Source organism: Cohnella rhizoplanae (assembly GCF_948329515.1).
Classification (GTDB): domain Bacteria; phylum Bacillota; class Bacilli; order Paenibacillales; family Paenibacillaceae; genus Cohnella; species Cohnella rhizoplanae.
Genome location: NZ_CAOJCN010000004.1, coordinates 176,705 through 199,702 on the forward strand (window position 1 = coordinate 176,705; position 22,998 = coordinate 199,702).

The window sequence follows — 22,998 nt, forward strand, 5'->3', positions numbered from 1 at the left end:
TTCCCCGTACGTGTCGGTGATAGAATGAAAACGATTTAACCGGAAGGAGAGTCGGGATGTCCAATCGCGTGCGCCAGTATTCTTTTCCGATCGTCCTGAGCGTGATCCTGATTGCCTTAGTCGCCTATATCGGCTACAACCGATGGCACCCGGGCAGCGGGCTTCGCGTGGAGGGCAACGCACCAACGTTCGCGCTGCAGGACCTGGACGGTCAGCCATTCAGCTCCGATCGCTTGAACGGAACGGTGCGACTGATGGAATTCATGTACACAAGCTGTCCGGATATCTGTCCTGCGACGAGCTACAACATGGTGCTGATTCAAAACGAACTGAAAAAACAGGGGTTGTTCGGGGACAAGACGAAGATGCTCGCGATTACGTTCGATCCCCAGCGGGATACGGCCGAAGTCATGCGAAACTACGCCGCGAAGATGGATATGGATCTGTCCGGATGGGTGCTGCTGCGGGGAGAGGAAACAGAAACGGCCCATATTGCAGAGCAATTCGGCGTGACGGTTCAAAATCTGGGTGACGGTCAATTCGTCCATAACGCAACCTCCCTGATCCTGATCGACGGCAAGCAGAGAATTCGGCGCGTCTATCGGATGGGCATGGATATGGACAACCAACAAATCGTAAGAGACATCAAGGCGCTCCTCAAAGAAGGCGCCTAATGGCGAGTCATCTGGGGAAGGATAGGCTCCCCTACAGCGGACAGGCCAATAATGACCTCTGCTGGATTGGGGAGCCTTTTGCACGCGAAGAGATCGGGTGGCATTATATCAGCTTTTTAAATAGGACATCCAGCTTCATTGCTCTTTTCAACGTGTTGTAAATCGGGGAATGGGCAAGCGCAACGCGGCAAAATCCCTCAAACGCCTCGTCCTCGAGATCCATGTATATAAAAACGGTCACCGTCATCTTGGAGATAAACGGTTCTTCATCGTACCCTTTTACGCCAATCATAGATAAAGGGTTCTCCAGAGAGAGGTTTAAGACGCCTTCAATTTCTTCAACGATCGATCTCCTTTTTTTCGACTGCTCCAAAAACGCCAATAGGATGCTGCTTAGCACGGATCCCGCGAAGTATTCAAGACTGCTGATCGGCTTGTTTTCCGCGTCAAAACTGATCTGCTTTTCGATCTGAAAACTGTTTCTATTCGTATAGATCTTCACGGAAGAGAGATCGTTCGACGTCCCTCTAAAGTTCATATCGAAAACTTTGGACTCGTATAGAGAGTTTATTTCATCATTTGCCCGCTTCATGATAGGCGCTCCTTAGGATGGAAGCCGTTTCCGTTAAGGAACGTATTTTGCCCGAAATCGTATCAAGTACGTTGACAGGGCTATTGGAGAAGGTCGCAAAGCCGCAGTCGGGATTCAGCCATAAGCGATCCATTGGAAGATAGGTCATCGCCTCCCGCACGCGGGATACGATAGGGTCCGATGTCTCCACTTCATCCGTACGCGGATTGATCACGCCTAAACCAAGCGCCGTATGCGCCGCTATCCTGGGATCGGCCAACAAGGAGTTCAGCTCCCCTGCCCTTGGCGTCGAGAATTCAAGGGTGAGCAGGTCCGGGTCCACCTTGGCGAATAACTCGATCAACGGTGTATAAGGTCCGGTCAATAACGTGCTTTCATTCTTGCTCCAGTTGCCTCGGCACACGTGCAGAGAAGCGACCGTCCGGGTCCGGTCGATATGCGCCATGATTTGTCCAATCAGGGAACCGGCAAATTCGAGCTCCTCTTTCGGATCCTTTCTCTCGGAGAGCGCCGCGCACATGAATGACCTCGGCTTGCCCTCCGTGAATACGACCTCGGTTAATACCGGTTCATCGAACTGAATCACGTCAACCCCTATGCTTACAAGGTTGTCTATCTCTTCCTTCAAGATCCTGATCACATCCTGCCCAAGCTCTTCCTTGCTCCCATATACCTTGCCGGAGAGATTAGGGAGCCACATCGATCGGGTGAGCAGATATGGACCCGGCAATGTGATCTTAACGGGTTTGTCGGTGAACTTCTTCAGGGTCGAGAGCTCATGGGCGACAATATCCCCCTTGTACTGCAGCTTACCCACGCAGATCGCATTTTTAATGCTTACTGCCGGAACGTCAAGTGCGGTCAACATGTCCTCGAATGCCTTTTTATCATCCATATAATCGAGCATGTCGCTCATGCTCATCATTTGAACGCCGCCGATTTTATCGGAAACGAAGGACACGTAATTATCCCGTCCCAACTCGCCGCTTGTGAGGATATCAATCCCCAAGTCCTCCTGCAGCTCCACGACCTTGCGAGTTTCCGCCTCGATCAGCCGATTAAAGTCGTTTGGTTCAATCTTACCTCTTCTCATCATTCTTAAGGCGCTTAGCACTTCTGTCGATCTGGGCATGCTTCCGATTAAGGAAGTGGGGAATAAAGGAAGCTGTCTTTTCGTGCGTATCATCTCCCAAAGAACCCCAGATAGTCATTGGCTTCACGCAGCTGCTGGAATCCCGTGATTCTGCCTTCGACCCATTCCTTCAAGCCTTCCATATCCATCATTTTCTGATGGGCTTCATTGGTATAGTCCATGCGATGCAACACCTTTTGCCACTCCTCGAACCTTTCCGTTGAAAAGTCGGGATGAGCCGTGAAGATGCAGTGGTCGAACAAATCCGTCGTGTCTATGCATACCAACTGATGCTCATCGATCGTGCCATCCTTCTTCCAGGCTTCCCAATTCAAGTCCAGCGTTACAGCGGCGTCAACCGTTCCCGACTTTAACGCTTGGATGGCATCCAGTTCCCCTCCGACATGATCTCCATGGAGGCCGACGCCGATATCGTACCTTCTTTCCGTATAGTCCGCGTCATACGCCAGTCCATGCTTACGCAAGTGGTTAATCGGAATCAATCTGGCTTGAGGAGAATCGATCGCGCCAAAGCCGATCGTCTTGCCCCTCAGCCCATCGAGGTTGGTTATGCCGGTGTCCTTCCGAACAATGAACAGGGTCCTTCTGTCTCTGTCCGTATCTCTCATCGAACCCATTTGGCACTTGCCATCGGTCCTTAGGTACGTATCCAGCCACGCGAGAGGGGAGTTCCAGGCGATGTCGATCTCCCGGCTCATCAGACCGTCAACCTGTCCCTCATAATCCTTGTAGAAGACACAATCGATCTCCATGCCTTCCTCTTTGAAAAAGTCTGCGATGATCCCCCAGATGACGGTAACCCGAGGGTCATAAATAACCGCCCCGACTTTGATTTGATCTTGACTCAATTGCGCTCGCTCCTTTGCTCTTTATGGAATCATCTGACCCGTTAACGCTTTTCCAAGCCACACGGACAGAACGTCCGCGCTCGGAGCCATAATTTGACCCGCGTAGGCGTCTCTCAACAGCCTTTCGAGCGGAAGCGCCTTGTTGTACGCTTTCCCTCCGCCTACTCTCATCGCCAGCCTTCCGCATTCGATGGCGGCTTCCGAGGCGAATATTCTGGCCGACAAAATCTTGGCTAGCGCGTCAGCTTCTCCGCTCGCGCCTGCTCTGGCCGCTTCCATGGTCAATGCTTTTGCGGCTGATGCCTGTTTGTATATTTCGCCAATATGAATTTGGATGGTTTCAATATGGGACAGCGTACTCCCATCCGGATATCTCCTGTTCGCAGCATGGTCGGCGGCTATGGCGAACATATGCAAGGCGATACCGCTGTAGATCGCTCCCAGCCCTGTAATGAAGAAAGGCGCGACGACAGTGAACACCTGCTCCGAGCCCGAGCCCGGCGCTCCGATACGGTGAGAGGAATCCAGCGTTACATGATCGATGCGCACGGGAGAAGACGAATTGCCTCTCATCCCCAACCCGTTCCATTCCGCCAATTCAAAGGACAGGCCCTTGGATTCCAGCGGGAATACCCAGTTGTCGATCTTTCCTTCTTCGGCAGATGGCGCAAGCACGAGATAGTAGGATGCATAGGATGCGGACGTTACCATGCTCTTCTTGCCGTTAAACGTTGTACGGTCACCATTGACCTCAGCAGTCATTTCCGTAATATAGAAGTGGGTGCCTGTACCGAATTCGCTATAGGCCAAAGCCATGAACGTCCCATTGTCTATAATATCCGTGAAGATCCTTTTTTTCAGCTCGTCGCTGCCGTGAGCGACCAAGCACATGACTGCCACGTTATGCATCATATAGCAGAGAGCCGTGGTGGCGCATGTCTCCGCGAATGCCAGGCAAGCCTGGGCATGCTCTTCGATTCCTTTGCCAAGTCCGCCGTATTCTTCGGGTATGAGGAGTTTTAAAAAGCCTTTCTCCCCGAGCTCCTTAAAGGATTCTTCCGGAAATCTCGATTCCTTGTCCGTCAGCTCTGTGTACGGTTCTATGTAGGACTTTGCAAAATCCTTGCCTTCTTGGTAAATAAGATTCATGAATTCCCCTTCTTTCGCCCGGATTTATTGTAACTAAATATATCATAACCGGATTGCCAAATAATAGATTTTCATGTGCCCCATAACCTGATGGAATGGGAAAGATTGACGTTTAGAATAGGGTTCATCGTATCATCTGCTCATTTGCAGCGTCTTTATCGTTGAAGCGATTCCCTCCTGGAACGGCGTTGCAACGACGGGTCCGATGAAACGTTCGTACTTGTCCCGGCTTAGCGTCAACGGTTCTTCAGTCAAGTAAAGCATCTCGACGACTTCCTTCATGACGGGCAAGCCGATGCCAAGCAGGGAGAGACCCAGCTTCTTTAACGGAATGACCGGTTTGGCACTGCCGCTCGCGGCTTTCGCGATCTTTACGATCTCTTGTCCGGCGATTAACCCGGCCCCCGGAATGTTCCAATTCTGCTCGTAGGCAAAGTCCCTGCCCGCCAGCTCGACGATCATGGCCGCCGCGTCCGGCAGATAGATGAACTCGCGAGGCGTATGCATGTTGCCAATGTAAAACGCCATCTTGCCGGCCGCGATTGCATCCAGCGTAGAGCCCAAATAGGAGGCTTCATTCGCTGTCGGTCCGTAATAATCGGGCAGTCGGGCGATGAGAACCTTAGCCCGGTTCCATCGCTTGCCGAACAACATCCGTTCATATTCCAAGCGGACTTTGCCTTTGCGAGTATGCGGCTGCTTGGGATGCTCCTCGGTCACCGGGTCCGCCTGTCTCCTGCCGTAAGGGTAGATACCGTCGATCGCGACGACCCGGACAGCCATGCGCTCGGCCGCCTCCATCACCGACTCGCCCAGCGGAATCAGCTTGCTCGCCATCTCATGGTAAGGCACGTTCGCGCAGTGGAACCATACGTCCGCGCCTCCTGCTTGAGCGGCTAGATCGTCGGGCCGCATCGCGTCTCCTACGGCAAGCGTCAGATGCGCAGGGTTGCCTAGCCTACCTGCGAACCGCTCTAACTTCTGGCGTGAACGCCCGAATGCAATCGTGTCGATCCCTCGTCTCACCAATTCTTCCGTAATCGCGGCTCCCGTACCGCCGGTTGCTCCAATCACCATGGCCTTCGTCATCGTCATCTTCATTTCATCCCTGTCTCCTTTTTATCTTGTAATGGATGGATCAATTAATTGTTCGTAAAAGTGCCTACGTTATAGGTCGGGAAGATGGCCTGACAACCGCGAGGACCGCTATCGCTCCGATAATCGCGAGCGCGGCAGCGCCAAGGAACACCCAGGAAAATCCTCCAGTCAACGCTTGCGCTTCGGCTACGCCGCGGCCCGACAAGCGATCCATTCGAGCGGACGCCACTGTTGTCAGCAGCGCAAGTCCAATGGCTCCGCCGAGCTGTTGGCTCGTATTGAGCAAGCCGCTCGCAAGCCCCGCTTCCCCGTCTGCAACGCCGTGAACCGCCAGCTCCGTTCCGGAGATGAAGGCGCCCCCCAGTCCGATCCCGATCAAGAGGGACGGCCCCAACAAGTGGGCCGCGAACGTAGCGTCGCTAGGCGATGAAGACAACCAGATCAACCCTGCGGCCAGCACGATCAGCGATGCCGCCAGCGTCTTGCGCAGACCGATTGCCTGGACCGCACCGGGAACGACTCCGGCGATTGCAACCAGCGCCCCGGCCAGCGGCAGCTGAGTGAGTCCCGCTTTTAAAGCATCGTAATGAAGCACTTGCTGCATGTAAACCGAGAGCGCGAAGAACAGTCCCGTCGTCGCTCCCCCGATGAGGAACATCGCCAGATTGCCGCCCGTAACCGACTTGTTGCGGAAGATAACCAGCGGCATAAGCGGATTCGATGCGCGCTTCTCGATGAAGAGGAACGACCCGAGCAGCACTACCGCTAAGCCTGCCAGAGTCAGCGTCTGCGGGGATGTCCAGCCCACCCGCTCCGTGCCTGAGAGTGCGGCCACAAGCGCTACGATGCCGGCCGTTACCGCAGCCGAGCCCGTCATATCCAGAGTTACGCGTTCGCCGAGCGCATCCTTGGCGATGAGGAAGGGAACCGCGGCCAGAACCAACGCTGCTACGGGTACATTTACATAGAACACCGCGGACCATCCAAACGAAGCCGTCAGCACGCCTCCCAACAATACGCCAGCCGCGCTGCCCATACCCGCTACCGCGCCCCAGATACCAAGCGCCCTCGCCCGATCCTGCGGACTCGCGAACAGCTTGGTGACGAGAGCCAGCGCGGCCGGGGCAAGCAGAGCCGCCGATGCGCCTTGAATCGCTCTCGCCGCAAGCAGCCAGACTCCCGAGGTTGCCAGTCCGGCCGCGGCCGAAGCAAGCGCAAATCCGGCGACTCCGGTCATGAACAATCTTCGATGTCCGAAGCGATCCGACAGCCTTCCGCCGAGAAGCAGCAGGCCCCCGAAGGGCAACACATAAGCCGTAATGACCCAGCTCAGCGTATTGGTGCCCAGGTGGAGCTCCGAGCCGAGAGAGGGTAGCGCGATATTGACGATGGATGCATCGAGCACGACCAGGAATTGCGCGAACGCCAGCGCGACCAGCGCCCACCACCGATGCGATATAGCACGAGACTGGGCGATTGCCGGTTGAACCATTGAGCTCATAAGAACCTCCTCTTATTATTGATTGATCAATTACGTTATGTTGTTGTAATTGATCAATCACTATCTTGATGAAATGACTATATCATAGTGTTATTGATTGGTCAATCACAACTTTTGAAAATGATGATCTCCTCATCCTTTCATTAATTCAGGCAAATTAATCGCGACGGCAACGTTGCACAACACTCCGCGCGCAAGGAACAGCATCGTCCGCTCTTCGGGCTTCTCGATCCCGGCTTCACGGAACGCCGTCAGCACCATATCTCGGACTTCCTTAAATCCGTTTCGCATCGTGCCCTGAATCGCTTCTTCCCGCATGGTCTGCGCCTGCATCTGCAGAAGCATTTCGTTCTGGTGCATCTCCTGGATATTCTCGTACTCCTGAATAAGCTTGGCCTCCAGCAATTCCGGCGGAGTCGTCTCCATCAACTTGCGGAACGATTCGATCACACGGGACCAAGATACCTCCAGCGCGGATAGCAGCAGATTTTCCTTGGTCGCGAAGAACCGGAATACGTATGGCTGCGATATTTTCGCCCGTTCCGCCACCTGCGCCGTCGTAGCCCGGTAATATCCGACTTCCGCGAACACTTCGATGGCTGCGGAGATAATCTCCGATTTGCGGTTAACGGACGTTGCTTCGGTTTTAGTCATCCTGGACTCCCCCTCTCGATAGTGATTGATCAATAATGAGTCAGTATACAACGACGGTCCGAACAATGCAACAGGCTGCACCTTCGACCGTCTGTCGCCCCACGCTCGTTATTCGCTCATTAGTTGTTTGCCAACATAAAGTGTCTCTCGCTCGCGGCTCGTGCGAGCTTCCTCCCGCAAGACGGCCGTTCAAGCGTTTAAAAATAGAGAGGGGTGCCCCGCAGGCTGAGCCTATAGCTCTGCCTTCCGGGACACCCTTTTCTTCTTTGCAGTCGTACCGTCGCCCTTGCCGTTGCCGTTCCGCGATCTCAGTCAATAATCGCGCGCGGTATCGAACCAGCGTCGAGCCATCTCTTCCGTTATGGGCTGGCCAATCCGGTGATCGGACTGGCTGAGCTGCCATACCGCTTCGCCAAGGTCCTCACGTTCGATGGTCTCGATGCCTTTGAGCGTATTAAAGCGCACGGTAAACGCGGTAATGACTGCCTCGGCCTCGGCAATGCTGCTGGCCTGTGCTAGATTTGCCTTTGCCACGTCGTAAGCTTCGTTAGCCACCTTGGCCAGACGTTTAGGCCAGGACGAGAACGGGCGTCCGAACTCGGTCGACCACCACTCAGGCTCACGCAGCTGGCTCACTGAGGCATGACCGCTCCACGGGCGGGTTTTGGCGCGTGTCTTCACTTCCTGCTTCAGCCGCTTGCCCGCGGACGCCTCCACATTGTAGGCGATAAAGCCGTCAAGCGACGGCCACGCATGCAAGGACGGAAAATCCCCTAGATCCGGCATGTAGCGAAGCTCTAGATTCGTTAATCGGGGGTGTCGAGCCAACAAATCCAGGTCGCAGAAGTTCCCCCATAAACGCAGCGAGACGAGGTTCGGGAACCGGCTCAGACACGCAACCGAGATCGGCTGTCCCAGCGGCGCGTTCTGCAGCGCCAGGCTCGTCACTTGGTGCAGCTCGCCTAGGTCGGGCATCACGAAGGGGAGATCCTCCTTGCGTCTGCCGGTACGCGGCGCTAGTGTCAGCGAAGACGGCAGATCGCCTGCGGCCGAGAAGCGCAACAGATCGCCGGACACGCTCAGTTGATAAAGCCCCTTGGGGAGCTTGAGGTTTAACCGTCCGCCTGCAGGATCCATATGAATATGCAAGCCATTTAATTGGGACCGGCTCGCATCCACCTCCGTGTCCGCAGACAGGACGGGCGTCCACGTCATCTCTTCAAGGGGACGGCTCTGCGCCCAGTCGAAGAAGCCCGCGTCGCTTCCCGTATAGCGCAGATATCGGGGCCAGGGCGAGCCCGCCGGCGTAGCAAAGGCCTCGAATACGGTCCAATCGATGCGCGCATCAGGCGCGACGTGAAGGTCTGCCTGCTTCCCCAGATGCGAGGGCCCAATCGATAGACTGCCTACGCCTTTCTGCGTTACAAGCGTGTGACTGGCCGTACCTGTCAGATCGATGGGGTAACGCCCCTCTTCGCGAATCGAACCAACGGAAGGACGATCCTGGTTATCCTTCGGCAATTCTATCATCCCTTCGAGATAAAGCTGCTTTCTTTATATCCACGCTTTCAAGGATTGGGTGCGCATGCCCGTCTCTTGCAACTTTAATCATCGCGTTTCCAAGCTGCTCAGAGGTGATCACGCTTCTCGCCTTCATGAGCAGCGGGTAAAAAGGTTTCAATAAATCATATATGGCTTGGTACAGCTTTGTTTTGGATTTTACGCCGTGCGTCGGAATGATGACGCCCGGGCGGAACATATAAGCAGCCTTAAACGGCAGGCGGAGTAAGTCGTTCTCTGTTTTCCCCTTTATCCCGGCCCACATGACGCGACCCTTTTCCGTACTGTCCGTCCCGCTTCCCGACACATAAATGAACGTCATTCGGGGATTTAAGCCGACGAGCGTTTTTGCTGCGGATAACGTTATATCATAAGTTACTTTCTTATATTCGGCTTCGTTCATCCCCACTGCAGAAACGCCTAGACAAAAGAAACACGCGTCAAAACCCGTTATCAAAGGTTCGATCGAAGATAAATCGGACACATCTTCAAGCTCAGCCTCTTGCAGCTTGTCATGCTGCTGACCCGTACGTTGTCTGCCAATGGACAAAACGCTGTGAACTTCATCGCTTATTAAACATTCGCGCAATACGCTTCGGCCCACCATACCGGTAGCCCCAAAGATCATGACGTTCATTGGCTTGCTCCAATCTCCCGATTGCATCGTTTTTTTCGCTCGCTTATGAATTCTATGCCTTCCGAACGGCGGGCGAGTAGAATACGTCGCCATGCATATACTGAATTCTTGCCCAGTTGGCGGGATTGGTCGTATCCGGCGTCCGCTGCTCCAGAATGGTTTGATAGAGAGCCGTTTTTTCTTCCAAATGGGCGACGTGCCGCTTGGCCTCTTCGAGCTTAGCGAGCGCGGCATCTTTATGCGCCGACATGAGCGCGCTGCGCTGCGGAATGGTCGAATCCCCTTCGAGACAAAGATCGACGTACGTTTTAATGTCTTCGATCGGCATCCCGGACTGCTTGAGGCATTTGATGCCATGCAGCCAGTTGATCGATTGCTCGTCGAACATGCGAATGTTGTTTTTATCGCGCTGCACGCTCGGCACCAGACCTTTATCCGTATAAAAGCGCACGGCATGCTCGGTGAGTCCCGTTATGAAGGCGGCTTCTTTGACCGTGTGCATGCTTAATATCCTCCTTGAAAAAAAATAGCGGAGACGGCTTGCCTTCGTGTTACACGAAGGTATTAAGATCATTGTAATGCAAATCGGCCGCGAGCGGAATGCCCGCTAAGGGGCCCCCATTGCCGGTCTCCGCGCCGTTTGCCGTATACATTTTAAACTCCGGGAGGAATTACCATGCAAACCGTAACCTTGAACAACGGCGTGAAGATGCCGATTATCGGCTTCGGCGTCTACCAAGTTCCCGATGCCGAACAATGCGAGAATGCGGTATATGAGGCCCTGATGGCCGGTTACCGCCTGATCGACACCGCCGCCGGTTATCTGAACGAGGAAGCGGTCGGACGCGCGATTAAGCGCAGCGGCGTGCCGCGCGAGGAGCTGTTCGTCACGACCAAGCTGTGGGTTCAGGATGCCGGCTACGAGAGCGCCAAGCTGGCATTTGCCAAGTCTCTAAAGAAGCTGCAGCTCCACTATATCGATCTGTACCTCATTCACCAGCCGTTCGGCGATTACTACGGCGCTTGGCGCGCGATGGAGGACCTGTACCGCGAAGGCAAAATCAAGGCGATCGGCGTCAGCAACTTTCTCCCCGACCGTCTGATGGATCTCATCGTGCATAACGACATCATACCCGCCGTCAACCAGGTGGAGACGCACCCGTTTTACCAGCAGATCGAGGCCGCTGCCTTTATGAAGGAACAAGGCGTGCAGCACCAGTCGTGGGCGCCCTTCGCCGAGGGACTTAACAACATGTTCGGCAACGAAGCGCTGGCCTCGATCGCGGAGAAACACAACAAGTCCGTCGCCCAGGTCGTGCTGCGCTGGCTTGTTCAGCGCGATGTCGTGGTCATTCCCAAGTCGGTGAGGAAAGAGCGGATCATCGAAAATATCGACATCTTCGATTTTGAGTTGAGCGCGGAGGATATCGAGCAAATTACCGCCCTCGACACGCGGGAAACGCTGTTCCTGTCGTACCACGACCCGAAATTCGTCCATATGCTAGGCACGCTGAGAGTCGAATTGTAAACCGCAACCGTCCTCAAGCCGGCCTTCGAAGCCATGTAATACCATCAATCCAAATATAAGCAGCCGCGGACGAAAAGAATCGTATCCGCGGCTGCTGCTGTTTTCCGTATCCATAGATTGGCATTCTCGACTATAATAGAACTATTATGGCATTCGCGTCGCTCTCACTAACAGGAGGTTCATCATGCAAATCGGAGTTGTCAAAGAGCTGAAGGAAAACGAATACAGAGTCGCCATCGTCCCTTCGGGCGTGGTTGAACTTATAAGAAACGGTCATGAGGTCTATATCGAACGTGATGCGGGATTAGGCAGCGGATACTCCGATCATGACTACGCTGAGGCGGGAGCAACCATTGTTGCAAAGGCTGAGGATATATGGGGCAACGTAGACCTGCTTTATAAGGTAAAGGAAGTCTTTCCCGAAGAATTTAAGTATCTGCGGGATGACTTGATTGTTTTCGCCTACCTTCATTCCAATGCCTATAAGGAACAAACGGCGGCTTTAATTGCAAGCGGTTGCACTAGCATTGCTTATGAAGACATCTCCAATGATCAAGGCGAATGGCCACTACTCAGTCCGATGAGCGAATTAGCCGGAAAGGGCGGCTTTCTGGCGGCCCTGCATTTTGCGCAAACCATCAACGGCGGTTCTGGAAAGCTATTGGCGAACGTATGCGGCGTACCCGCGCCAACCATAACTATAATCGGTTGCGGCCATTCGGGCAGGGGCGCTTGCGAATTAGCGGCTGCATTCGGCAACAGAGTGAACATGCTGGACATTAATTACGATGCGATGCTTGCGGCAAAAGAAATCATGCCGAAGAATGTGTCATTCGTGTTCTCCAACAGAGCCAACCTGGTTCAGTGTCTCAAGGAATCGGACGTGATTCTCAACTGTATCCTATGGCCGAAGACCAGGAAAGATCATCTCATCTATAGAGAGGATCTTAAGTTAATGAAGCCCGGAGCCATGATCATCGATGTAGCGTGCGATGACGCCGGGGCAGTAGAAACAAGCAGAAGCACATCTCATCAAGACCCGGTGTACTATGAAGAAGGCATCCTACATTACTGCGTAGATAATATCCCTTCGGCCTTTGCGCAGACCGCTTCGATTACATTATCGAACGCCACGCTGCCGTTTGCATTAGCCATTGCGAATAAAGGCGTGAGACAAGCGCTAAAGGACGATAAGCACTTACGAAGAGGCTTAACCACCTATGGCGGCAAGCTGACGCTGTTAGAAACCGCCGTAAAGCTGGGATTGGAATTCACATCCCCCGACGAGCTTGCTTATGAATTTTAAAAGCACCTCGTGATCCCAAACAGGATCCAGCGTTCTCCTATTTAAACCTCACCCTTCTGCCGCCGCCAGAAGGGTTTTTTGCGCTTCAGGGGGGGCAGTGGAGCATCCGGTAGTTAGGCTATAGCGCATGTTTTTATTTTATGTTGACGGCAACATATTCCGGTGTTATCTTAGGTGTAAGAATTATGTTGACGACCACATAATAGGAAGGTGAAGACATCATTGAAGAACGGCGACAACCATGAAGCGATGGAAAAGGAAATCAGGGCGGTCACCCAATTCCCGGTAAGCTTCTCGATCTTCAGCTTGGCTCGTTCCCACCATCGCGCAGCGGGACAACTGCTTCGGGAGGCCGGCTTATATCCCGGGCAGGAACTCATCCTGATGCAGCTCTGGCACCGGGACGGTCAATCCCAGAACAGTCTCTCGAGATCGCTGCGCCTGGATCACTCGACCATCGCGAAGTCCGTCCGTCGGCTGGAGGATGCGGGGCTTGTGAGCTGCAGTCGCTCTGAAGAAGATAAACGCGTAACCCTCGTATCGCTCACCCAAGCAGGACGCGATATTGAATCCAGAGTCAATCAAGCCTGGAGCAAGATGGAAGAGATTACGATCGAAAATCTGAATGATGAAGAAAAAGCGCTGTTCGTCGCGTTGGCCAAAAAAATTACCGCAGTACTAGAAGATTAAAACCCATGAAAGAGGAGAGATAAACATGTCTAACCAGTCCATGCAAGCGATTCGGGTTCATGAATACGGCGGTCCGGACGTCCTAAAGGCAGAAACGGTCGAGCGTCCCCAACCGGGAGCGGATGAAGCGCTCGTTCGCATCGTATATACCGCGGTCATTCCGCTTGATTTTAAAATTCGTAACGGCTGGCTTCAAAAGGTCTTTCCCGTAACCATGCCGTATATCCCCGGTTTTTACGCTTCGGGCGTTATCGAAGAGGTCGGACCAGACGTGACGGCGTTTACGCCCGGCGATCGCGTTTTCGGTATGATCAGAGGCGCATATGCTGAATATGGCGTGGCTAAAGCCCAAGAGCTGACAAAGATGCCGGAGAACCTGACCTTCGAGGATGCCGCAACGATTAAGGCAGGAGCCGAAACCGCCTGGAAAGCGCTGTTCACGGAAGGCGAACTCCAAGCCGGGCAGACCGTTCTCCTGCATGCTGCGGCGGGCGGCGTCGGACAGTTTGCCGTCCAGCTGGCCAAGTGGAAGGGGGCGACCGTGATCGCCACGGCTTCGACCGCTAACCTGGACTTCGTGAAGTCGCTCGGCGCGGACCAAGTCATCGACTATACGACGACCCGTTTCGAAGACGTCTCCAAGGAAGTCGACCTGGTCGTCGATTCGGTCGGCGGGGAGACGGAGGCAAGGTCCTGGTCCGTGCTGAAGAAGGGTGGCATCCTTGTCTCCCTGACGCAGAATCCCTCCCAAGAGAACGCGCAGAAGCATGGCGTCACCGCTAAATTCAATACCCAACTCCCTACCCGCGAGGACTTGCAGCGCTTAACGGAATTGATCGCCGATGGCACGGTCCAAGCGGAGATCGATTCTATATTCCCGTTAAGCCAAGCGGATCAAGCGCTGGCGAAAAGCGAAGCCAGGCATGGACGGGGAAGAATACTGCTGAAAGCGAACTGACGTCGGCCGGTGACTATGCAGTTGCCGTCTCTGGCACGATCACGTCGATATGACGCGGCAATATATCGAGTTCAAGCGGCAGCTGCGGTCCCTGCTCGCCGTCCACATTCGTGCCGATCGGATGAGGAGAGCTTACGGACACGCGCTTGGCCGTGAAGTAGATGACGTCCTTGTGGTCCTGCAGATGGCCCCGCAATAACGATAGGCCTGCCGTCAGCGTGCGGAAGAAGCTCAAATCTCTGATAATGAAGCCATGGATGAGGCCGTCGTCGACTGCGGCGTCCGGCGCGAGCCGCTCGAAGCCGCCGACCGAGTTCGTCAGCGCGGCGATAAAGAGCGGCGACTCTCCCTCCCAGACCGCATCGTCGTAACGAATGACGAGCGGATGCCCGGAGCGGCCCAGCAGATCCTTGGCACCCTCCTTGAAGTAGGCCAGCGCGCCGAGGCGGGATTTATCCTCCGACGTGACGGCCGACAACGTCTCGGCCAGCGGGCCGGCCGCTACGACATTGGCGAACAGCCGCCCGTTCAACCGGCCGACGTCGACCCGCCGCGTTCGGGACGACGCGAGCGCGGCGACCGCCTCCGCCGGATCGAGCGGGATATGCAGCGCCCGCGCGAAGTCGTTCACCGTGCCCAGCGGGACGATGCCGAGCCGTGGCCGGTGCGCCTGCTTCTCGAACCCGTTAATCGTCTCGTGCAGCGTTCCGTCCCCGCCGATGGATACGACCAGTTCGCTGCGTGCCGCGCACGCCTCCGCGCAGAAGCGGGTTGCGTCCAGCTCCGCGGCCGTCTCTTTTACCAGCACCTCGTAGCCCTGCGCGCGCAGCATCCCGGCCGCGCGTTCCACGTAAGCCGGAGCTTCCTCCTTCCCCGACGAAGGATTCATAATAATGGTAGCCTGCTTCATAGGCTCGTTCTCCCCCTCTTCGAATCGCATCCCGTACCACTGTACTTACCCGAAGGCGGGGTGAACCCTTCAACATAAATAACCCCCAAGGGGGTTCGCCTTTTCCAAGGCGCCCACTTGGGGGTCGTAGTCCATCTCTGCTAGACAGATACGGGCTTACCGTCTCCTGAATGCGCCGCCGCGGGCCAACGCGAAGAAGACCAGCAAGGCGATGATGGAGCCGACGATGGCCGGAAGGATATAGAACCCGCCCACGACCGGTCCTCTCGGTCCCAGCAGTTCAGTGCCCAGCCACGAGCCGATGAAGCCTGCAACTATATTTCCCAACAAGCCGCCCGGAACATCCCTGCCAATCAGATTGCCGCTCAGCCAGCCGATTAAACCGCCGACGATCAATATCCAGATCAGGTCCATGGATTTGTCCCCCTTTTCGGTCGTTGATCTAAGGTATGCTTGGATACACGAGAGGTGAACGCATGCTAAATGTTTTTTCTTGCGAAGCAGGAGGATGCGGACCGATGATATAATGGGGAAAAAGGATGTGACTCTATGGAATCTTTCGATACTTTATTGAACGAACTGCTGCAGCAGGAGCAGGAACTGCAATTCGCGGCGTTTACGAACAATACGGCTTATGAGGTAGGCACGCGCATCATAGCGAAGGCGCTGCGGGAGGGCCAATCGATCGTGGTCGACATCCGACGGGGCGCCGAGCGGCTGTACTATGCGAGAATGAACGGCACGGGCGACGGCAACGATCAATGGGTCGCTTGGAAGAACAATACGGCGCTTCACTTCAAGCATAGCTCGTACTATATGCACGTCTATCTGAAGTCGATCGGCTCCAGCATCGAAGCCCAGTCGCTCGACGCCGACGAATACAAGGCCGAAGGCGGCGCATTCCCGCTGATCGTGAAGGGCGAGAGCATCGTCGGCACCATCACGGTGTCCGGCCTGCCCGGCGATCAGGATCATGCGACGATCGTCGAGGCGCTGCGCGAGTATCTGGGCGAGCAACGATAACGATTGCACCCGCAAAAAAGGGAATCCCGAAGGATTCCCTTGTGGCGCTTATAATCATTTCCATCAGAGGATGGTAATTTAAAGCAGCTTAATCAGCGCTTCCAGCTCATCAACCGATCCTTTTGCCGATTCAAAATCAGCGTCTTTTAAAGCCAATTCGATCTTCATTTCAACGGATTTTTTCTTTTGCTCCGTTTCCAGATAGTCTCGATCAAAATGACTCGCATAAATCATCTGTCTAAACTTTCGCATGCTCATTTTTCTGATCGTCTTATCCTCAATGATTAAAACATAATCCATCCCATTTACAACCGAATAGAAATCATGAGAAATCATGAGAATCGCGCCTTTGTAGCCTTCAATGGCTTTCTCCAGCGCGATTTGCGTATAGGTGTCTAGATGGCTGGTCGGTTCATCCAGAAGCAATACGTTGGCTTTACTGGCGGAAACCTTAGCGATTTGAAGCAAATTTTTCTCTCCGCCGGATAAAGACGCTATCTTTTGATCAAGGATTTCTCCTTCAAAGCCATAGCCGGCCAAATACGACCTAATCTCCTCATAGGTCTTAAACCCGGCCTCGATGAATTCTTCCCATATCGTATTCGAATCCTTTAGCACTTCGCCTTGAATCTGGGATAAATAAGCCACTTTAGCATCGGCATGGATTTCAATGGAATCCTGATTGTTTTTAAAGATATCCCGGAGTAAAGTCGTTTTCCCGGTACCGTTCGAACCGATAATGGCTACTTTATCCGTAGATTTGATCTCAAAGTTAACTTGGTCTAACACCAACTCATCGAAGGCGACCCTATAATCGCTGACCTTTATGACCGTGCCGTCTTCCCATGCATGATCCAGATCGAAACGGATCGTCGGCTGCTTCAACTCAACGAAGGGCGCTTTAATTCTGCGCGCTTCCAATCTCTCCTGGAACCTGACTCTCGCTTTTAACGCTCTACCTCTAGAGGCTTCTGAATTATAAGTGGCAATCACTCTTAGGTTATCGATGACTTTCTCGTTTCTCTCGCTCTCTTCTTGCTCAGCGAATGCGATTTCTTGCAGCTCGATTTTAGTCTGAAGCAATGAGAAGTTATAATCCAAATATCGCCCGTCAAACTCTTGGATCTCCGTGTTTTCAAGGTGCAGGATTTTGTTGAAGCAATGGTTCAGTAGATATCGGTTGTGCGTAACAACCAGGAGCGTTCCTTTGTGAGAATTAATCAGATTCTTGAGCGCATTTAGGTTTTCAAAGTCTAAAAATACATCCGGCTCGTCCATAATCATGACGTCAGGACGACGAAGCATTTCCTTCATCACTTGAATAAGCTTGAATTCCCCGCCGCTCAGGTCGGTTATCCTATGATCTTTTAGCCTCGTGAGGTTTGCTAGACTTAGCTTCTTAAAAATATTGCTCTCAAAATCATCCCCGCCGATGGCATCTAATGCGTCGAGAGCGAGTTGATACTTTTCTAATAACGAATCCAGATCCGAGGAGGATTCCATTTCCGTAAAAATCGATGCGATTTCATTTTGTATCTTAATAAATTCTTCGCCTATATATTCAAAAACGGTGGTTTCTTTCGTTTTATCGAGCTGCGAGAATTGACTGACATGTCCGATTTTGCAAGACGGGTCTATTTCTAACCTACCCTCGAACATATACTTTTCTGGATCCATCAGTATGTCTATCAATGTACTTTTCCCGTTGCCGCTTGTTCCTATAAAAGCGCAATGTTGTCCCTCTTCAAGCGTAAACGAAATGTTCTGATAGAGTTCTTTTTGCGGAAAGGAGAAGGATAGTTTATCGACTTTTATCATCGTATGACCTTTCGTTATATGAAATGGGGAGCATGAGTAGATGCGTTGTTAGCGTAACACTGTTTACCGCCAACTTCAATCGGATCTGTATCCCATCCGCTGGGGGGTCCAAGTTCCATGCGAACTTCTCATGACGCCTTAAAAAGCGCCCGCAAGCAAACCGCCTTGCGCGCGCCCTATTTAACGTACGGTTCATGGGATCATGGAAGAGAAGGCTTAAGCGGAAGCATATAGCCACTCCGCTTAGGAATTGCCTAGCTGCTCGCGCCACCTGTGCTTCGGCTTCCAGCCGAGCAGCTTCATGGCCTTCTCGCTGTTCAACAGCGCTTCGTAGCCTTCCAGAGGCGCGCGGAAGTCCGTCACCTCCGGGTAGCGCGCGGCCATCAGTTCGCGGCTGGGCACATCCATGCTTGTCTCGTCCGAGCCTAGATTTAGCGCGACGGAGCCCAAGCCCTCCGCCTCGATCGCCAGACGGCAAGCTTCAGCGGCGTCGCGGGTATCGATGTAGCTCCACAGAATCCGCTCCCGCTCCTCCGGGTTATGCATCCAAGAGGGGAAGCGCTCGTACCATTCCGGCGGAATAACGTTGCCGAGCCGCAGAGAGACGACCTGAATGCCAGAGCGGCGGTGGAACATGTCCGCAGTCAGCTCACCCACTACTTTGGACAAGCCATAGCTGTCCTGCGGAAGCTGCGGATGCTCCTCATCCATCGGCACATACTGCGGGCCGAAAGGATGAACGGCGAAGCAGATGCCGTACGACGATTCGCTGGAGGCGATGACCGCCTTCTTAATGCCGAGGCCTGAAGCCGCTTCCAACACGTTGTAAGTGGACATCACGTTATTGCGGAACGTGGCCTCGGGAGGCACCATGCCCGCTCTCGGAATGGCGGCCAGATGGACGACCGCGTCCGCGCCGGCCAGTGCGCCGTACGTCTGTCCCAAGTCTTCCAAGTTTACGATCAGAGTCGGACAGACCGGTTCGTCGGGCTGTCTCGTATCGACGTTCAGTACCTCATAGCCTTGCTCGGCGAAGTGCTTGACTACCCAACTTCCCAACATTCCGCTGCCGCCGGTAACGACAATCTTTTTTCCTTGATTCGCCATGGATAGGTTCCCTCCGTATCTCTACATGACTAGATTATCAGACTTTGTTTAACCAGTAAACAATTAAGCGGTCGATGAGGCGATCCGCCCGCCCCCTATTCGTGAAATCACTGCCGTATCCTTGGCGGATTGAATGTTAAGGTTATTACAGCCTCACACATACGCTTGCCTCCAAGCGTCGACCAGCCGCTTCTTCTGCAGCAGATGGTGGCGGTAATGCATCTCGATCAGTTGAAACCACTCCAGTGCATTCAAGCCGCCTAATCGCGGGTGAGCGACCGTATTGTGCGCGAGCTCGTATGCCGTGCCCTTGCCGGGCTCCGATAGGTCTTGGGCATCCCTATCAAAAGCGGCCGCCACCACTGGCTCGATCTCTTTCATCCGATTCACCGTTTCGCGCAGCCCGTCTACGATTTGTTCCTTGCTTTCCGGTTGCGGCGGCGTGTACTGCGGCGAAGGGGGAACTTGAACGCGCTCCGGCGGAAAGCTTCCTTCCTTGAACATTTTCTCCCCTTGTTCGGTCTTCCCCGTAGGAGAACCCCCAAGATCGCTATTCGGCGCGAGGCACAGCGCTGCATTCCGCAATTGCATAAACTGCGCGGAGAGGATCAAATGCATGTGCATCTGGCCAAGCGACCATTCATCCTCTGCAGGCTTCCATAGCAGCTGCTCGAGGCTGAAGCCCTCCAATTCCTGAATATATCCGTTCACGGTGTCCTCGAACTTGCGCAGCGTTTCCTTCGTATTCATTGCCAAAGCCACTCCTTTTACTTGAGATGGCTCCAGCATACAACACGGCTCCTGACACAAGTTTGTCAGTACCTTTTTCGCATGTTCTCGATTTCCGCGCGTATGCGGTCCCGCAGCGATTCAGGCTCCAGCACGCGTACCGCTGCACCCCAGCCGAGCGTCCACTGAAGCAGCTCCTCGACCTGCCGCACGCGGAACGTCGCCAGCCAGCCTTCCTCCCCCGGCTCGAACGTTTCCATATAGAAGTTGTCCGATCCCCGAACCAGGTCCGCGATAGCCGGATCGACCAGCATGCGCACGATCACGTTCCGGTTGTCCGCGGGCCGCCTGCTCTGGAGATTAAAGCCGGGAATGACTTCAAAAGATTCGTCAAGTACGACGAGCTCATTCATGCGAGACAGCCGAAAGTGCCGAACATCGTGCCTCAGACCGCAGAACGCGACAAGCACCCACGCACCTTGGGAAAAAACGAGCCCGTAAGGGTCAGCCGTACGCTCGCTGTGGCGGCTTCCATCCGATCCCGGCAGGTTCTTGGAATAACGGAAACGAATCTTGCGCTTCTGCACGATCGCCCGGCGCACCTGCTCGAACGTTTCCTTCTCCTCCCCGCGCGTGCTCGCCGTTCTATCGTTCAGCAGCCGGATTGCCGACCGCAACCTGGTCGTTTCCTCGCGCACACTCTCCGGTAAAATGGCCTCGATCTTCTCCTGCGAGCTGCGGGCGCTCGAGCCGAACTCCGCGTCCAGCCTCAGCTCGACGAAGTCCGCCCCCACGAGCAGCGCCATCGCTTCCTCCGCGGTGAAGCTTACCGGGGGCAGAAAATAGCCCTCCATGAGGGAGTAGCCTACGCCTGGCGCGCCCGCTACCGGAACGCCCATTTCGCTAAGCGCCTGCATGTCGCGGTAAATCGTGCGGACGCTCGTCTCGAACCGGCCGGCCAAGTCCTCGGCCCGCAGCACCCCTTTTCGCTGCAGTTCGATGACGATGGCCAACATTCGCTCGGTTTTATTCATTGCCGTCCACTTCCTTTGCCACGCGTCTGCTTTTGTATAATATATCGCGATCTGTAGAGGCTTGTCTCCAGTAAACAAAGAAGACCCTCGCGCCAAAAAGACGCGAAGGTCGCTGCGAAGCGCGCTGCTCAGCTGCCTATAGTCACATTTTTCTTTAACAAATGCATCGTACCGTCCCCATTTTGAGGGTCAAAAGCCATAAATCGCTCATAGCCCCTTCGTTCATACATAGGCAGCAGCCATGGATGTTTCTCGGCAGTAGCTAAAGTAACTGCCGGAGCACCCAACTTATCGCGAATAATGTGCTGCTCCACCCAATTGAGCAGCTTGTTGCCGAACCCTTTTCCCTGAGAATCAGGATCCACGGCAAACCATCTCAGGAAAGGCAGATCCGTTATTCCTTTTAGCTCATTGCCTTTAGACAGAGTAACCGTAGCTTTTACTTCGCCATCAACCTCTAAAACGTAGCATTCATGTTCAGCTATATTCGTCTGGATCATGGCCAAATCCGCATGAGCCGCAGGCCAATGAAGCTCAAGCTCGCGAATGGTCACATAAGCCTCATAAATAACGTCACGTATTCTTTCTGCATCCGCTTGCGTTGCCAAACGATATATTTCGCTCATCCTGCAAGACTCCCTGCAAAATAAATTTAAATTCAAGTTATTCACTCGGAATAAACTCAAATACACTCTAACATAAACTTATTGCAGAGCGTTAATCGAGTTTTTCTATTCATTGATCGGTTAGAATCTATCGGCGAACGCAAATGGCGGCCCTGCGGCCGCCAAAAGTTTTAAATCACTGGATTGCCTCCATACTCTCCTTTGATGACGAAGAACGAACCTCGAATCGTCCCGGCCAGCTTGGACTTTTGTCTGGCAAACTTGAACTTCTTCTCTTCCAGCGCCTGAGGGACTTCCATCCCCTCGGATAGCTTAAACCCTACCGCCCGCTTTTCCTCCTACTGATCTCTTTTATTTCTCTACGACCGGAATCCACATTTCGCCATATACGAGACCGTCCCGCTGCCCCATCTCGACCGTTGCGTTGGGCCCGCCGACATAGGCGTATTGATCGGCTGCCGGCAAGGCTTGACCAAAGGCAACGCCGGTGAGCATGCTGCTGAGCTCATCGGCCGACTTCCCCTCGCCTTTAACGACGAGGTATGGTCCCTTGGGGAATTGGATCACTCTGTGTTCTTCCGGCACCGATGAATCCGTCATGACGCCGGCATAATACATCATCTTGTGATTGACCGCTTCGTTGACCGCAAAGATGTACTCGTTCGCTGCAATCGCCTTTAACGTCTCGAGCCTTCCATCCTGCTCCACGGACCGCCAGAAGTTTTCCTTTTCCTTATTCATGCCGGCATAATCCGTGTAATCGCTCTTCAGCTCCGTTCCGATACCAAGCACGATAAAGCTGTCTTTTTCCTCAAAGGTATACGTTGCCATGATCCCAGCTCCCTTTTTTGAATGGATGAATGGATGAGTTTGATCCCTTGATAGATCCCTCGATAGATCTATCATAACCATAAACGGTGTCAAAATCTGTTATTGTTTAAATTCACGATTCACGACCCTTTACAGTCTCCGGCTTTTTGGACGCAGCGCCCAAGACGCAATGGCAAGCGCGGCATAGAAAAGCGGGAGAATCACATGGAATCCGCCATCGCCGTAATCATGGGCGAACGCATGAGACAAGGCTGCACCCGTCATGAGGAAAAAGATACCGCTATAAGCCCATTCCTTCAGCCGGGGGAACCCTGGGATGAGGATCGCAAGGATGCCAAGCAGCTTCCAAGTCCCGAGAATGTTCGTGATATATAACGGGAAACCGATATTGGTAACCAAATCGACGTTGCCGCCATATCGCATCAATTGCCCGATCCCGCTTAGTGCGATAGAGAAGGCGAGAATGATAGTGACGGTCCAATAAGCGGCCGTCCTTCCGATCGGGCGTGATCCAACCTTTGCGATCTTTTCATTACTTGTCATCGTGCTCATGTCCATTCCTCCTCTGGTCT

25 protein-coding genes and 1 pseudogene are annotated in these 22,998 nt (G+C 53.7%); 6 read left to right on the forward strand and 20 right to left on the reverse strand.

The window, feature by feature from the left end:
* The first annotated feature begins 56 nt into the window (after nucleotides 1-56).
* On the forward strand, nucleotides 57-674 hold the full coding sequence (locus PQG80_RS09565) for an SCO family protein (RefSeq protein WP_271751067.1): 618 nt from the start codon (nucleotides 57-59) through the stop codon (nucleotides 672-674).
* A gap of 103 nt (nucleotides 675-777) precedes the next feature.
* Here the strand turns inward: PQG80_RS09565 and PQG80_RS09570 are convergent, their stop codons facing one another.
* The 10 genes from PQG80_RS09570 to PQG80_RS09615 all read right to left on the reverse strand — a co-directional run bounded on the left by PQG80_RS09570 (nucleotide 778) and on the right by PQG80_RS09615 (nucleotide 10,368).
* Nucleotides 778-1,266, reverse strand: a complete 489-nt coding sequence (locus PQG80_RS09570) for an OsmC family protein (protein WP_271751069.1) — start codon at nucleotides 1,264-1,266, stop codon at nucleotides 778-780.
* Entirely contained in the window at nucleotides 1,250-2,452 is a 1,203-nt protein-coding gene (locus PQG80_RS09575) for a cobalamin-independent methionine synthase II family protein (RefSeq protein ID WP_271751071.1), read from the reverse strand. The genes PQG80_RS09570 and PQG80_RS09575 overlap by 17 nt, the downstream gene beginning before the upstream one ends.
* Nucleotides 2,449-3,267: a phosphate/phosphite/phosphonate ABC transporter substrate-binding protein gene (locus tag PQG80_RS09580; protein WP_271751072.1), complete on the reverse strand. Its 819-nt coding sequence runs from the start codon at nucleotides 3,265-3,267 to the stop codon at nucleotides 2,449-2,451. Before PQG80_RS09580 ends, PQG80_RS09575 begins: the two co-directional genes overlap by 4 nt.
* A 21-nt stretch (nucleotides 3,268-3,288) precedes the next feature.
* Nucleotides 3,289-4,416, reverse strand: coding sequence for an acyl-CoA dehydrogenase family protein (locus PQG80_RS09585; protein ID WP_271751073.1), 1,128 nt, complete (start codon nucleotides 4,414-4,416; stop codon nucleotides 3,289-3,291).
* A gap of 132 nt (nucleotides 4,417-4,548) precedes the next feature.
* Nucleotides 4,549-5,511: an NAD(P)H-binding protein gene (locus PQG80_RS09590; RefSeq protein ID WP_432432742.1), complete on the reverse strand. Its 963-nt coding sequence runs from the start codon at nucleotides 5,509-5,511 to the stop codon at nucleotides 4,549-4,551.
* Between the two features lie 67 nt (nucleotides 5,512-5,578).
* Nucleotides 5,579-7,015 (reverse strand): DHA2 family efflux MFS transporter permease subunit, encoded by a 1,437-nt coding sequence (locus PQG80_RS09595; RefSeq protein ID WP_271751075.1) that lies wholly within the window; start codon nucleotides 7,013-7,015, stop codon nucleotides 5,579-5,581.
* A gap of 132 nt (nucleotides 7,016-7,147) precedes the next feature.
* Complete coding sequence (locus PQG80_RS09600) at nucleotides 7,148-7,669, reverse strand: TetR/AcrR family transcriptional regulator (protein ID WP_271751076.1); 522 nt, start codon at nucleotides 7,667-7,669, stop codon at nucleotides 7,148-7,150.
* 312 nt (nucleotides 7,670-7,981) lie between these two features.
* The gene (locus PQG80_RS09605; RefSeq protein WP_271751077.1) at nucleotides 7,982-9,199 is read right to left on the reverse strand and encodes a hypothetical protein; all 1,218 of its coding nucleotides are present in this window, start codon (nucleotides 9,197-9,199) and stop codon (nucleotides 7,982-7,984) included.
* Entirely contained in the window at nucleotides 9,177-9,866 is a 690-nt protein-coding gene (locus PQG80_RS09610) for an NAD-dependent epimerase/dehydratase family protein (protein WP_271751078.1), read from the reverse strand. Before PQG80_RS09610 ends, PQG80_RS09605 begins: the two co-directional genes overlap by 23 nt.
* A 52-nt stretch (nucleotides 9,867-9,918) precedes the next feature.
* The gene (locus tag PQG80_RS09615) at nucleotides 9,919-10,368 is read right to left on the reverse strand and encodes a MerR family transcriptional regulator (RefSeq protein WP_271751079.1); all 450 of its coding nucleotides are present in this window, start codon (nucleotides 10,366-10,368) and stop codon (nucleotides 9,919-9,921) included.
* 174 nt (nucleotides 10,369-10,542) lie between these two features.
* Between PQG80_RS09615 and PQG80_RS09620 the strand changes: the two genes are divergently transcribed.
* From PQG80_RS09620 to PQG80_RS09635, 4 genes are all read left to right on the forward strand, one after another.
* Nucleotides 10,543-11,394, forward strand: a complete 852-nt coding sequence (locus tag PQG80_RS09620) for an aldo/keto reductase (protein ID WP_271751080.1) — start codon at nucleotides 10,543-10,545, stop codon at nucleotides 11,392-11,394.
* A gap of 184 nt (nucleotides 11,395-11,578) precedes the next feature.
* Entirely contained in the window at nucleotides 11,579-12,700 is a 1,122-nt protein-coding gene (locus PQG80_RS09625; RefSeq protein ID WP_271751081.1) for an alanine dehydrogenase, read from the forward strand.
* Nucleotides 12,701-12,922: 222 nt separating this feature from the next.
* Nucleotides 12,923-13,390, forward strand: a complete 468-nt coding sequence (locus PQG80_RS09630; RefSeq protein ID WP_271751082.1) for a MarR family winged helix-turn-helix transcriptional regulator — start codon at nucleotides 12,923-12,925, stop codon at nucleotides 13,388-13,390.
* A gap of 25 nt (nucleotides 13,391-13,415) precedes the next feature.
* The gene (locus PQG80_RS09635) at nucleotides 13,416-14,348 is read left to right on the forward strand and encodes an NADP-dependent oxidoreductase (protein WP_271751084.1); all 933 of its coding nucleotides are present in this window, start codon (nucleotides 13,416-13,418) and stop codon (nucleotides 14,346-14,348) included.
* Between the two features lie 13 nt (nucleotides 14,349-14,361).
* On the opposite strand, the gene PQG80_RS09640 is transcribed toward PQG80_RS09635, so the two are convergent.
* The gene (locus PQG80_RS09640) at nucleotides 14,362-15,258 is read right to left on the reverse strand and encodes a diacylglycerol/lipid kinase family protein (protein WP_271751085.1); all 897 of its coding nucleotides are present in this window, start codon (nucleotides 15,256-15,258) and stop codon (nucleotides 14,362-14,364) included.
* 156 nt (nucleotides 15,259-15,414) lie between these two features.
* On the reverse strand, nucleotides 15,415-15,672 hold the full coding sequence (locus PQG80_RS09645; protein WP_271751086.1) for a GlsB/YeaQ/YmgE family stress response membrane protein: 258 nt from the start codon (nucleotides 15,670-15,672) through the stop codon (nucleotides 15,415-15,417).
* Between the two features lie 135 nt (nucleotides 15,673-15,807).
* Here PQG80_RS09645 and PQG80_RS09650 point away from each other — a divergent pair, with 135 nt between their 5' ends.
* Nucleotides 15,808-16,281: a heme-degrading domain-containing protein gene (locus PQG80_RS09650; RefSeq protein WP_271751087.1), complete on the forward strand. Its 474-nt coding sequence runs from the start codon at nucleotides 15,808-15,810 to the stop codon at nucleotides 16,279-16,281.
* Nucleotides 16,282-16,359: 78 nt separating this feature from the next.
* Here PQG80_RS09650 and PQG80_RS09655 read toward each other — a convergent pair whose 3' ends face one another.
* From PQG80_RS09655 to PQG80_RS09690, 8 genes and pseudogenes are all read right to left on the reverse strand, one after another.
* A complete protein-coding gene (locus tag PQG80_RS09655; protein WP_271751088.1) occupies nucleotides 16,360-18,099 on the reverse strand; it encodes an ABC-F family ATP-binding cassette domain-containing protein in 1,740 nt (579 codons plus the stop codon).
* Between the two features lie 243 nt (nucleotides 18,100-18,342).
* A complete protein-coding gene (locus tag PQG80_RS09660) occupies nucleotides 18,343-19,206 on the reverse strand; it encodes an NAD-dependent epimerase/dehydratase family protein (protein ID WP_271751089.1) in 864 nt (287 codons plus the stop codon).
* A gap of 153 nt (nucleotides 19,207-19,359) precedes the next feature.
* A complete protein-coding gene (locus tag PQG80_RS09665; protein WP_271751193.1) occupies nucleotides 19,360-19,956 on the reverse strand; it encodes a DinB family protein in 597 nt (198 codons plus the stop codon).
* Between the two features lie 65 nt (nucleotides 19,957-20,021).
* Nucleotides 20,022-20,969 carry a helix-turn-helix transcriptional regulator gene (locus tag PQG80_RS09670; RefSeq protein WP_271751090.1) on the reverse strand — a complete coding sequence of 316 codons (948 nt, stop codon included), beginning with the start codon at nucleotides 20,967-20,969 and terminating at the stop codon, nucleotides 20,022-20,024.
* Nucleotides 20,970-21,097: 128 nt separating this feature from the next.
* A complete protein-coding gene (locus PQG80_RS09675; RefSeq protein WP_271751091.1) occupies nucleotides 21,098-21,595 on the reverse strand; it encodes a GNAT family N-acetyltransferase in 498 nt (165 codons plus the stop codon).
* Between the two features lie 170 nt (nucleotides 21,596-21,765).
* Nucleotides 21,766-21,930, reverse strand: a pseudogene (locus tag PQG80_RS09680) (DUF8821 family protein); the annotation flags it as partial.
* 16 nt (nucleotides 21,931-21,946) lie between these two features.
* Nucleotides 21,947-22,426, reverse strand: coding sequence for a GyrI-like domain-containing protein (locus PQG80_RS09685; protein WP_271751092.1), 480 nt, complete (start codon nucleotides 22,424-22,426; stop codon nucleotides 21,947-21,949).
* A 129-nt stretch (nucleotides 22,427-22,555) separates the two neighbouring features.
* Entirely contained in the window at nucleotides 22,556-22,978 is a 423-nt protein-coding gene (locus tag PQG80_RS09690) for a DoxX family protein (protein WP_432432739.1), read from the reverse strand.
* Between the last annotated feature and the right edge of the window lie 20 nt (nucleotides 22,979-22,998).